The organism is Methylobacterium sp. E-005 (assembly GCF_022829725.1).
Classification (GTDB): Bacteria; Pseudomonadota; Alphaproteobacteria; order Rhizobiales; family Beijerinckiaceae; genus Methylobacterium.
The window spans coordinates 1-10,457 of the sequence record NZ_JAKSYG010000260.1 but is presented as its reverse complement, the minus strand read 5'-3'; the positions used below and the strand labels follow the sequence as shown (position 1 = coordinate 10,457).

General features: G+C 69.9%; 11 protein-coding genes. 9 read left to right on the top strand and 2 right to left on the bottom strand.

From position 1 onward, the window contains the following. Window positions 1-179: 179 nt before the first annotated feature. The 6 genes from MKK88_RS33640 to MKK88_RS33615 all read left to right on the top strand — a co-directional run bounded on the left by MKK88_RS33640 (window position 180) and on the right by MKK88_RS33615 (window position 8,017). Window positions 180-1,151 carry a DUF1839 family protein gene (locus MKK88_RS33640; protein WP_244008173.1) on the top strand — a complete coding sequence of 324 codons (972 nt, stop codon included), beginning with the start codon at window positions 180-182 and terminating at the stop codon, window positions 1,149-1,151. Window positions 1,152-1,159: 8 nt separating this feature from the next. Next, entirely contained in the window at window positions 1,160-3,595 is a 2,436-nt protein-coding gene (locus MKK88_RS33635) for a glycosyl hydrolase 2 galactose-binding domain-containing protein (RefSeq protein WP_244008171.1), read from the top strand. Further along, window positions 3,585-5,378: an alpha/beta fold hydrolase gene (locus tag MKK88_RS33630; RefSeq protein ID WP_244008169.1), complete on the top strand. Its 1,794-nt coding sequence runs from the start codon at window positions 3,585-3,587 to the stop codon at window positions 5,376-5,378. Before MKK88_RS33635 ends, MKK88_RS33630 begins: the two co-directional genes overlap by 11 nt. After that, window positions 5,375-6,658: a hypothetical protein gene (locus MKK88_RS33625; RefSeq protein ID WP_244008167.1), complete on the top strand. Its 1,284-nt coding sequence runs from the start codon at window positions 5,375-5,377 to the stop codon at window positions 6,656-6,658. Before MKK88_RS33630 ends, MKK88_RS33625 begins: the two co-directional genes overlap by 4 nt. Window positions 6,659-6,854: 196 nt before the next feature. After that, window positions 6,855-7,679: an alpha/beta hydrolase gene (locus tag MKK88_RS33620; protein ID WP_244008165.1), complete on the top strand. Its 825-nt coding sequence runs from the start codon at window positions 6,855-6,857 to the stop codon at window positions 7,677-7,679. Between the two features lie 164 nt (window positions 7,680-7,843). After that, window positions 7,844-8,017 (top strand): hypothetical protein, encoded by a 174-nt coding sequence (locus MKK88_RS33615; RefSeq protein ID WP_244008163.1) that lies wholly within the window; start codon window positions 7,844-7,846, stop codon window positions 8,015-8,017. 485 nt (window positions 8,018-8,502) lie between these two features. Here the strand turns inward: MKK88_RS33615 and MKK88_RS33610 are convergent, their stop codons facing one another. Then, on the bottom strand, window positions 8,503-8,691 hold the full coding sequence (locus MKK88_RS33610) for a hypothetical protein (RefSeq protein ID WP_244008161.1): 189 nt from the start codon (window positions 8,689-8,691) through the stop codon (window positions 8,503-8,505). A 276-nt stretch (window positions 8,692-8,967) separates the two neighbouring features. Beyond that, a complete protein-coding gene (locus MKK88_RS33605) occupies window positions 8,968-9,243 on the bottom strand; it encodes a helix-turn-helix domain-containing protein (protein WP_244008159.1) in 276 nt (91 codons plus the stop codon). Between the two features lie 77 nt (window positions 9,244-9,320). On the opposite strand from MKK88_RS33605, the gene MKK88_RS33600 reads away from it, so the two are divergent. The 3 genes from MKK88_RS33600 (at window position 9,321) to MKK88_RS33590 (ending at window position 10,323) form a co-directional block, all read left to right on the top strand. Beyond that, window positions 9,321-9,617 carry a hypothetical protein gene (locus tag MKK88_RS33600; RefSeq protein WP_244008158.1) on the top strand — a complete coding sequence of 99 codons (297 nt, stop codon included), beginning with the start codon at window positions 9,321-9,323 and terminating at the stop codon, window positions 9,615-9,617. Next, window positions 9,617-9,889 carry a hypothetical protein gene (locus MKK88_RS33595; RefSeq protein ID WP_244008156.1) on the top strand — a complete coding sequence of 91 codons (273 nt, stop codon included), beginning with the start codon at window positions 9,617-9,619 and terminating at the stop codon, window positions 9,887-9,889. The genes MKK88_RS33600 and MKK88_RS33595 overlap by 1 nt, the downstream gene beginning before the upstream one ends. Before the next feature lie 296 nt (window positions 9,890-10,185). Then, entirely contained in the window at window positions 10,186-10,323 is a 138-nt protein-coding gene (locus tag MKK88_RS33590) for a hypothetical protein (RefSeq protein ID WP_244008154.1), read from the top strand. Window positions 10,324-10,457 lie beyond the last annotated feature (134 nt).

The window sequence follows — 10,457 nt, the reverse complement described above, 5'->3', positions numbered from 1 at the left end:
CTACCACCAGGACCATTTCGGCAGCACCTGGGAGCTGCGTCAGGCCGACGGCAGCGTCGCTCACACGGCCTGCGTCGGCTTCGGCCTGGAGCGGATCACCCTGGCCCTCCTGAAGCACCATGGCCTCGACCTCGCCGCATGGCCCGAGGCCGTGCGCGATGCGCTCTGGGGCTGAGCCCATGACCGCCGCGTTGCGCCTGCCCGCGGGGCTCGGGATCGCGGGGCCCTACGTCCCACATCCGCTCCATGACGGGGCGCGGGATTGGCCGGAGACGAATTGCTACGTCGATCTCTGGATCGAGCTTCTGCACGGCCGCGGCCTCGTCCCCGAGGCGATGCTGGGTTTCACGCTCCGGCAGGATTTCGAGGGCGACCAGTTCACCTTCTTCAAGCCGCCGCCCGGCGACATCGAGCGGCTCTACGGCCTGGAGGTGCTGGAACTCGCGGTCTATGCGGGCCTCGAGTCGCACGCTGTGACGCAGATGGCGGCGGGCCGGCCGGTGCTGGTCGAGGTCGATGCGATCCACCTGCCCGACACGCATGGTACGACCTACGGGCGCGACCACGGCAAGACCACGATCGGCATCCTGGCCCTCGACCCGGCGGCCGAAGAGCTCGACTACCTCCACAATGCCGGCCGCTTCCGGCTCTCGGGGGCGGATTATGCCGGGATTTTCGGGCCCGCGACGCTGCCGCCCTACGCGGAATTCGTGAAGGTTGTCGCGCCGCCCCTGCCGGCATCGGAGCTTCCCGGTGTCGCGTTGGAGCGACTCGCCAGGCATCGCGCCCGGGCGCCCGAGCGGAACCCCGTCCTGGCGTTCCGCGACGCGCTGTCCGCCACGGCTGACGGGCTCGTGGTTCAGCCACTCAGCGTGTTCCACGCCTACGCGTTCAACACGACCCGCCAGCTCGGCGCGAATTTCGAGATGCTGGCGAGTCATCTCACCTGGCTCGACGCCAACGGGGCCGGCCCCTTCGCGCCCGCTGCCGAGGCCGCCGCCGAACTGAGCCGTGAGGCGAAGGCCTTCCAGTTCCAGCTCGCCCGGGCCTTCCACCGCCGCAAGGCGGAGGGGCTGGCGCCGCGCCTCGACAAGGCGGCGGCGACCTACGAGCGCGTCTTCGCGTCCCTGGACGCCGCGCTCGGCCGCTAGGGCAGGCCATGGCCCTCATCCGCAGCGTCGACGGACGGGCACCGGTGGACTTACCCGGTCCCTGGCGGCTCGCCCTGACGTCGCCCGGCGCCTGCGCGGGGCCGGGCGATCTCGACGGCGTCACCGACTGGATCCCGGCCGCGGTCCCTGGGACCGCCGCGTCGGCTCTGCAGGCGGCAGGCCGCTGGTCGGAGACGGCCCCGTCGCCGATCCACGACAAGGACGTCTGGTATCGGACGCGGCTCAACGGCCCAGGACGGTTCCGCCTGCGCTTCGACGGCTTGGCGACCCTCGCCGAGATCTGGCTCGACGGTGTGCCGATCCTCACCACCCGCTCGATGTTCGAGCCGCACGCGGTGGCGGTCGACCTCGCCGTTGAATCCGATCTCGCGCTCTGCTTTCGATCGCTGCGTGCGGAACTCGACCGGCCGGCCAAGCGCGGGCGCTGGCGGCCGCGGATGATCACGCCGGGCTCGCTGCGTCATGTCCGAACCAGCGCGCTCGGCTTCATGCCGGGCTGGGCCCCGGAGATCGACCATGTCGGCCCCACCCGGCCGATCACCGTCGAGGCCGTACGCCCAGGGGCCGTCTCGGCCGACCTGCGCGCCAGCCTCGACGGCGAGACCGGCCGCCTGAGCGCACGCCTGACAATCGAGGGCGGTGCCGGGGCAGTCACACTCCGCTGCGACGGGCGTGAGACGCCGCTCGTCGAGGCAGAGCCGGGCCTCTTCGCCGGTGAAATGGTGCTGCCGGCAATTGCCCCCTGGTGGCCGCACACCCATGGCACGCCGAACCGTCACGCGGTCACCGCCTGCATCGATGGCGCGACCGTCGATCTCGGCCGGGTGGGTTTCCGGTCCCTGTCGTTGACCCGGCCCTTCGAAGAGGGCCTATCGCTCGCCGTCAACGGCGTACCGGTCTTCTGCCGCGGCGCCGTCTGGATGCCGCCGGATCTCGTCGGGCTCGGCTTGAATGGGACCCGGACGCTGCTGATGCTGGCCCGCGAGGCCGGCATGAACATGCTGCGCGTCCCGGGCACGACCCTCTATCCGGCGACCGATTTCTTCGATCTCTGCGACGAACTCGGCATCCTGGTCTGGCAGGACCTGATGCTCGCCAATTTTGATTACCCGCACGACGATCCGGACTTCGCGAGGGCGTTGACCCGGGAGATCACCGCCTTCCTCGACCGGACCCAGACGGCGCCGTCACTCGCCATCCTGTGCGGCGGCAGCGAGGTCTGGCAGCAGGCCGCCATGCTGGGCGCGCCGCGCGCGATCTGGGCCGATGCCTACTGCGAGACGGCCCTGCCTCCGCTCGCGGCAGCCCAGCGCCCCGACATCGTGGTCGTGCCGAACTCGCCCTCCGGCGGCGCCCTGCCCTTCTCGCCGCGCGGCGGTTGCACCCATTATTTCGGCGTCGGCGCCTATTGCCGGCCCCTCGACGATGCCCGCCGGGCCGAGGTCGGCTTCGCCAGCGAATGCCTCGCCTTCGCCAACCCGCCCGAGCCCGGGACGCCGGGACCGGCGGGTCCGACCGATCCGGACTGGTCGGCCGGTATTCCCCGCGACCGGGGTGCCGATTGGGATTTCGAGACCGTTCGCGATCATTATGTCGGCAGTCTTTACGACGTCGATCCCGCCGCGCTGCGCGCCGAGGACCCGGAGCGCTACCTCGATCTCGGCCGCGCGGCCGTGGCCGAGGTGATGGAGGCGACTTTCGCCGAGTGGTGCCGCCCGCGCTCGCCGACGGCCGGCGGCCTCGTCCTGATGCTGCGCGACCTCGGGCCGGGGGCCGGCTGGGGCGTGATCGACTGGACGCAGCGCCCTAAATCCGCGTGGTACGCCCTGAAGCGCGCCTTCCGCCCCGTGCAGATCCTCATCACCGACGAAGGATTGGACGGCCTGCACCTCCACCTGGTGAACGAGACTGCGCAGGCCCGCGCCCTGACGGTGGCGCTGACATTCACCGATCGCGGCGGGCGCGTCGCGGGGCGCGCCGAGCGCGCCGTGGACCTCGACGGCCATGCATCGCTGACGCTGACCTCCGCCGATCTCCTCGGCCGCTTCTTCGACGCCACCGACAGCTATCGGTTCGGACCGCGAATCCACGATATCGCCCATGCGCGTCTGACCGATGCCGATGGGCAGGTCGTCGCCGAGTCGTTCCACTTCCCTGGACCGCGACCGGTCACACAGGCGGTGATCGGCCTCACCGCCGAGCCGGTGATGACGGACGAAGGTCCGGCCCTGCGGGTCGCCACCGAGCGGTTCGCCTTCGGCGTGCAGGTCTGCGCCCCGGGCGCCCGAGCGGACGACACCGGCTTTCATCTCGCGCCCGGGACGTCGCGGCTCATCGCCTTCCCGGAATGCGCGCGGCTGCCCCGCGGCACCGTGCGGGCCATCAACGGTACCGAGAGCGTGGAGTTCGGCCATGACGCCTGAGACCCGACCCGCCTCAGCCTCCTCCCCCGCTCGGTTCGATCCGACGCCGGTGGCGTTCGGGGGGCTCTTCGGCTGGCTCCATCCGGCCGCCGGGCGACGCGGCGTGGTCCTCTGCGGCGCCTACGGATTCGAACAGATGGCGGCCCATCGCCCATGGCGGGCGCTGGCCGGGCAACTCGCCGAGGCGGGCTGCCCGACCCTGCGCTTCGACTATCCCGGCGAGGGCGATTCCACCGATCCCGACGCGCCCACCGTCGCAGCCTGTGTGGCTGCCATCCGCCAGGCCGTCCGGTTCCTGCGCGAGACGGCCGGCGTCGACGAGATTGTCCTGGTCGGCCTGCGCCTGGGCGCGAGTCTCGCCACCCTGGCCGCCGAGGCGGAACCCGTGGATCGTCTCGTCCTCCTGGCGCCAGTGATCACGGGACGGGCCTACCTGCGCGAGATGCGCCTGCGGGCCCAGACGATCGGGCGCCTGCCCGACGGCTCGGCCCCACCGGCAGAAGCCGAATGTCTTACGGTGGGCGGCTTCCGCATGGAGGCGCCGTTTCAGGCCGAGCTGTCTGCGCTGAACCTCACCCGGATTGCGACGCCGCCCGCTCCGCGCGTTCTCCTTCTGTCATCCGAAACCGGCAGCTTGGCCGGACGTCTGGAAGCCTGCGGCTGCGTCGTCGAAACTGGGCCGTTCGCGGGCCTCGCGCATCTCGTGGGCGATCCGATCTTCGTAAAAGTGCCGGAGGCGGATTTCGCCCGCATCATAGCCTTCGCGGCCGAGGGTCTCGTACCGGTGGAGGCGGCCTCGACGGCGCCAGTCCCGCTATCCGCGCATCTCGCCGGCCCGGGCTGGAGCGAGGGGGCGATCCGATTGGCTTCGGGCCTGTCCGGCACGCGCTGTGCGCCACACAGGCCGGACGCCGCTGCGCCGACAATCCTCTTCGTCTCCACCGGAATGACCGTGCGGTCGGGCTGGGGCCGGCAGACGACGCGGCTCGCCCGGACTCTCGCCGCCGAGGGCATCGCCTCGGTCCGGTTCGACGTCGCGGGCGTCGGCGACAGCGTCGACCGGCCGGACGGGCGCTGGCCGCTGTTTGCGCCGGATGGATTCACGGACGTGATGCGGGCGGTCGACTCCATCGCCGGAGCCGGTCCGATCGTCCTCGTCGGCGGCTGCAGCGGCGCCTATGCGGCGTTCCAAGCGCTTTGCCGGGATCCGCGGATTGATGGGGCGTTGCTCGTCAACCTCTATTGCTTCGACTGGGACCCGGAGCAGAATGTCCACGACGTCATCCGCCAGACCTACGGCAGCGCCGCGACCTACGCCGCGCTCCTCAAGCAGGGTGACACGTGGCGCCGGCTGATCCGCGGGCAGATCCGGGTCCGGGCGATCGGCAGCGTCCTGGCCCGGCGCGGGCTCGATACGGCGCTGCGACGGATCCGCCGCGCGTTCCGACCGCCGAATCCGGGGGGATCCGTCGCCCGACGTGTCGCCGCGATCCGGCGCCGCGGCGCCGCGATCCGCCTGCTCTACAGCGCGGGTGACCCCGGCTTGGCCGCTTTGCGCCGTCACCTCGGCCGCAACCCGGACCAGGTGGCCCGGCGCCTCGGCGCGCCCGTGACCATCGTTCCGGCGGCCGACCACAACCTCGGCTCGGTGGAAGCCCAGGCTGCCCTCGGGCAGGCCGTGCGTGACCTCCTGTGCGCGACCCGGCGCACCTCCGTGGTGCCGGCGAAGCGGCCGGCGCCGACAATGTCCGGATGGCTCCAGGCCGTGACGGGCCGGGCATGAGCGTCGTCACGCGCCGGTCGGTCCTGGCCCTGGCCGCGGGGGTGCTCGCCGCCCGCCGCGCCGAGGCCGCCGCGCCGCCGCACCTCTGCGATGACCTGATCGACTCGATCGGCGTGAACGTCCATTTCGGCCATGGCGGAACGCCCTATGTCGCGCGCTTCGCGGCCTGCGCCGCCGCCCTCGACGAACTGGGTGTGCGGCATCTGCGCGACGACATCGTGCTCACCGGTGCCGAGCCGGGCGGACAGTTCGGGCGGATCGCGGCCCTGGCCGAACGCGGCTACCGCTTCAGCCTCGTGTTCTACGACGGCTTGACCCCGGGGCCGCGCGTGCCGCCGGACAAATTCGCCGCGATCGCCCGATGGGCCGGCGGCGGGCTCGTCATCGCGGAGGGCGGCAACGAACCGCCGATCGCCGGCCGGCGCGACCTTCCGCGCCTCTCGGCGGACCATCAGGCGGCCCTGTTCCGGGCGGCGCGGGCGGACGCCCGCGACCCCGCCGTGAAGGTCGCCGGACCGAGCTACATCCAGGGCCATGTCGCGGCCGCGCAGGATCTCGCGGCCCTCGTCGATCTCGGCAACATCCACCCCTATCCGGGCGCCGAGCATCCGGAGACCCAGGGCGCCGGCAGCCTCGCCCGCTTCGTCGCGGCGGCCCGACCGGTCTTCGGGCCGGCGCCGGTGATCGCCACCGAAAACGGCTATCACACGGCGCTCGGAACCGGCAGCGGCCACCTGCCGGTCTCCGAGGGGCTCCGGGCGCGCTATCTGCCGCGCCTGCTCCTTTGGAGCTACCTGCAGGGTGTGCGACGGACCTACCTGTACGAGCTGATCGCCAGCTTCGATCACGGCGATGGCGATCCGGAGAGCCGCTTCGGGCTCCTGACCTTCGAGGGCCGCCCCACGCCCGCCTTCACCGCCGTCCGCAACCTCGTCCGGCTGTTCGGCGGGGGCGCCGCCGTGGTTGCCCCCTTCGGCGGTGATGTCGAAGTGGCCTCCGCGCCATCGACCTCCGCCCTCATCTCCGCCCGCTTCGCCCGGCGGGATGGCGCCCTGCTCGTGCCGCTCTGGCTCGGCATCGACGGCTGGGACCGGCGCAGCCTCTCCGCCCGGCCCGATGCACCGCCGAACCCGGTGGACGTCCTGATCTCGCGCGCGCCCCGGAGCCTGCGCCTGCACCGCTTCGCCGATGATGGCGCCGTGCGCACCGACACGCTTGCCCCCGCGCTGCGAATTTCGGTTCCGGTCACCGACAGGCTCGGCGTACTGGAAATCACCTAGGCCATCCGTACGGACAGATTTGCCCCGGCAGCCGTCCTACATGCCGGGCATCGGGATACGCGAGCGTCGATCGGGATTGCTGTCCGCGCCGGGATGCGAAGGCCCACCGGCCGTCGCGACCCCGGATGTGTGCAGGTTGCCCGGGTTACGGACGCTTCGCGCGCGGGCCCGACCGCAGACCGCGATGGACTCAGCGATGTTTGGCCTTCTCTGCGACAAGATCGTCAGCGCGACCCTGGTGGTTCTGAATCTGCTCGCCCCGGTCGAGGTCCACGTGGATGCAGACCGCGCCTACGCGGCCGGGGGCGGGCATCTGGCCGACATCTACCGGCCGGACGCTCCGGGACCCAGCCCGGTGATGGTCTTCCTCTACGGCGGCGGCTGGCGCACAGGCTCGAAGGCGAGCGTGGCCTATGTCGGCGCGGCCTTTGCCCGGCGAGGCTTCGTCGTGGTGATCCCCGAATTCCGGCACTTCCCGGCCGCCAGCCTGTCAGACATCCTGGCCGACAACGCCGCGGCGGTTGCGTGGGCGATCGGCCACGCAACCGAGTTCGGCGGCGATCCCCACCGGGTCGTGGTGGCGGGCCACTCCTCCGGCGCCTGGGCGGCGGCCATGCTGGGGCTCGACGCCACGTGGCTGAAGCAAGCCGGATCCAGGCCGGAGGACCTCGCCGGCATCGTCGGGCTGGCCGGTCCCTACGCGAGCGCCGCGCTGACCGATCCCCTGGACAAGCAGGTCTTCTCGGGGGTCGATCCGACGATGCAGCCGATCAACCACGCCGCAGGCCGCCACCCGTCGCTCCTGCTGCTGACCGGCGCGGAGGACCGGGACGTTCAGCCGTCCGCGACGGTCGCCCTCGCGGATCGGTTGCAGGCCGGCGCGGACCCCGCGCAGACGCACATCTACCCCGGGCTCGGCCATGGCCAGATCGTGCGGTCGCTGAGTTTCCCGTTCAGCGGCCAGGCCCCGACCGCGGACGACATCGCGCGGTTCGTGGCAGGAGCGCATACCGGACCGTAGCGGGCTTCGGTACGGTATCGGTCTCGCGGCGGTCACCGAGCCTCAAGCTTGCCGAACGTTCGCCACGGCGCCGCCGCTCTCAATGCGTGCGGCTGTGCTTTCGCCGTGGCAGCTATCGCGCCCCGGCTCAGCTAGCGTGCCATCGTCTCCCCGAGGCGCTCGCCATGCTGTTTCCCACGCTGACCCTCCGCCGTTGCCTGCTGGTTGGGCTGTTGTTGGCTTGCCTCGTCAAGCTCGCGGACGGCGTCGCGCGCTACGAGTTGCGGCAAGCGGCCGGCGCGGTCACGCTCACGGCCGCCGCACTCATCGCGGAACCCGCCGGCCTGTCCGACAAGTAGTCGCGTTCACGGATTGGATGCGGGCGTCGCGTTTCAGGGTCTTGGGGACCAGTGCGCCGACCAGGACAGCCACGACGGGTCGGATCTGCGGACGATGGCGCGATCGCGTAAGTTTGGCGCCGTGCCGCGCGCCGCGGCGTCGATCGCGTCGCTCTCAAGAGCAGGCAGCCAGCCGGATGCCGCCCCTTCCTCGATCGAGGAGCGCGTCATGTGACGGGCCGCTCCAGGCATGAACATCGACGATTGAGGAAGAATGGTCGGAGTGGCCGGACTTGAACCGACGACCCCCTGTCCCCCAGGCTGATCCGGGGCGTTGATATATAAAGGCTTTTTTGCAAATCTCCCGGCTGAGGCTGTGTTGAATTCGTTGGGCAATTTCCCGGTCCTGCAAACCGGTTTTGGCCCCCTCCCCGTCCTCTCCGAGGGTGAGGATCAGTCGGGGTTTGAAGGAAGGGGTTTGCGTGGGGTTCGGAGCCTGCGGGGGATCAGTCGGGCTGGGGTTTGCGAGACGCGCGACGCTTGGCCGGCAGCGCGAGATCGCAGGCCTTCAGGATCTCCCGCAGAACCTGTTCGTAGGCTCGTTCTGTCGGCTCTGGGTTATTGAGGGCGACCCGGGCGAAGGTGCGGATGTGAGTGAGGGCTTCGTAGGGATCTAGCTCGGGGATCTCAGGCATCGGCGTCGGTCTCCGACTTGGCGAAAGAGCGAAGCCGTAGCATGGAGCGAGCGGAGATTGCCCCGCCCGCTCCGTTGCGATGCCTCCTGTAAGAAGCAGTCGCCTTTCCACCGCCGGACCTCGCCGGATCGGTGCCTCGCTCGTTGCGAAGCTCAAACTCGACGCCAGTATGCACCGGATGATGCGGGAGCGCTATCACATGCGATCAGTCGGGCTTGGGTTTGGTGCGCTCGCGGGCGGAAGATGGTTTGCGAGGGGTTCGGAGCCGACAAGCGATCAACTCTTGAGCCGAACGCCCTTGCCGCCAGGGCGCATGTCGCCAGCATCAAGAAACACGATACCCGCCCCCTCAAGCGCGGCCTGGATTGATCGGAGTGTGCTCGCCCTTGGGTCTGTGACACCGCGCTCAATGTTCTTGATGCTGGCGAGCGACACGCCGGCTTTGGCAGACAGGTCTTCCATCCGCCACCCGAGCATTGCCCGGGCCGCCCGCATCTGTGCCGCATCAATCATAGCCGCTTCGTACACGGCCGAAGGCTTGCGGGCGAGCAAAATGGACTCCTGGGCTATTTCTTCTTGACGCCTATGGTTGTAGCCCTTAAGGCTATCAACATCAACAGGAGGCGTATATGCCCAAGGTCACAGACCCGCAGCAGTCCGCGCTTGTGAAGCTGAAAGCTCACGGCGGCGAAGGCGTTCTCGACAAGCACGGTAAGATCGTCGCCAGCGGCGTCCGGCTGCTTGGCTTTGATCCGGTCACATGGCTGCGCCTGCTGACGACCGGCCATCTGGAGGTGCGCGGGGACCTGCGCGTCGGTCTGACGCTCAAGGGCGAGGCAGCGGCCATTGCCCCGCCGGCCAAGATCAACCCGCATGGCATCCATAGCCGTCGCGAGCCGGTTCCTACGCACCCCGGAGCCGAGTGATGCACATCGGACGCGTGACGGGCGCGACCCGCAACCTTGGGGCGCCGCTAGACTGGGATCCTGCAAAGGACGGCATCTGCGGTGGGCTGCCGATCCGCGATGAGCCGCATAGCCCCGGCGTGAACCGCATGGTCTCGGCATGGATGCCGACGCCGGAGGAAATTGCGCTCATCACGGCCGGCGAGCCGATCTACCTGCTCGTGGTTGGTGCAGTGCATCCGCCAGTTGCGATATCGGTCGGCAATCCTCCTCCAATTGGCGAGGAGGCGTAAGCGATGGCTGAGAGCCTCGGCATTTTCTTACTCTGCATGACCGGCCTCGTCTGCGTCGTGCTGCCGTGCCTCGTTTGGCTCGCCTTTATGGCGTGGCTGCTGTCGGGAAACGCCTGATGCCCTGTGAGTATTGCGATGCCGACGTAGAGCGCGGCTGCTCATCCGCGGCCGGATCCTCCGATTGCCTGCGTGAGCAGCTTCGCGACGCCCAAGCTAACGAGCGGCAGCCGACCCTAGTCGACCATGCGGAGAGCGAACTAGCGGCCCTCCCCGGCAGGCGCACGAACAATCGCATCATGCTTGAGCGCGATGTGGTGGCGTTGGTCGCCCTGTTCGAGGCTCAGCGGCATTCCGGTAGCTCGGCCCGCTTCGTGACGGATGCGCTGGATCGACTGCTTCGCTGGAAGCCGCTCGTACCGTCCGACCCCGCCTAACCCCTCCCCCATACCGATAGGAGAGAAACGAGATGGGTGACGGACTGAAACGAGCATTCGCTGCGACAGCGCGAACCCGCTGGGACGGCAAACTGACGCCGGAGATGCTGAAGTTCCTGAAGGCGCTGGCGCCC

Coding starts and splice junctions, on each gene's coding strand:
- MKK88_RS33635 (WP_244008171.1), top strand. CDS start 1,160: ATGGCCCTCATCCGCAGCGTCGACGGACGGGCACCGGTGGACTTACCC.
- MKK88_RS33610 (WP_244008161.1), bottom strand. CDS start 8,691: ATGCCTGAGATCCCCGAGCTAGATCCCTACGAAGCCCTCACTCACATC.
- MKK88_RS33640 (WP_244008173.1), top strand. CDS start 180: ATGACCGCCGCGTTGCGCCTGCCCGCGGGGCTCGGGATCGCGGGGCCC.
- MKK88_RS33630 (WP_244008169.1), top strand. CDS start 3,585: ATGACGCCTGAGACCCGACCCGCCTCAGCCTCCTCCCCCGCTCGGTTC.
- MKK88_RS33625 (WP_244008167.1), top strand. CDS start 5,375: ATGAGCGTCGTCACGCGCCGGTCGGTCCTGGCCCTGGCCGCGGGGGTG.
- MKK88_RS33620 (WP_244008165.1), top strand. CDS start 6,855: ATGTTTGGCCTTCTCTGCGACAAGATCGTCAGCGCGACCCTGGTGGTT.
- MKK88_RS33595 (WP_244008156.1), top strand. CDS start 9,617: ATGCACATCGGACGCGTGACGGGCGCGACCCGCAACCTTGGGGCGCCG.
- MKK88_RS33590 (WP_244008154.1), top strand. CDS start 10,186: ATGCTTGAGCGCGATGTGGTGGCGTTGGTCGCCCTGTTCGAGGCTCAG.
- MKK88_RS33600 (WP_244008158.1), top strand. CDS start 9,321: ATGCCCAAGGTCACAGACCCGCAGCAGTCCGCGCTTGTGAAGCTGAAA.
- MKK88_RS33615 (WP_244008163.1), top strand. CDS start 7,844: ATGCTGTTTCCCACGCTGACCCTCCGCCGTTGCCTGCTGGTTGGGCTG.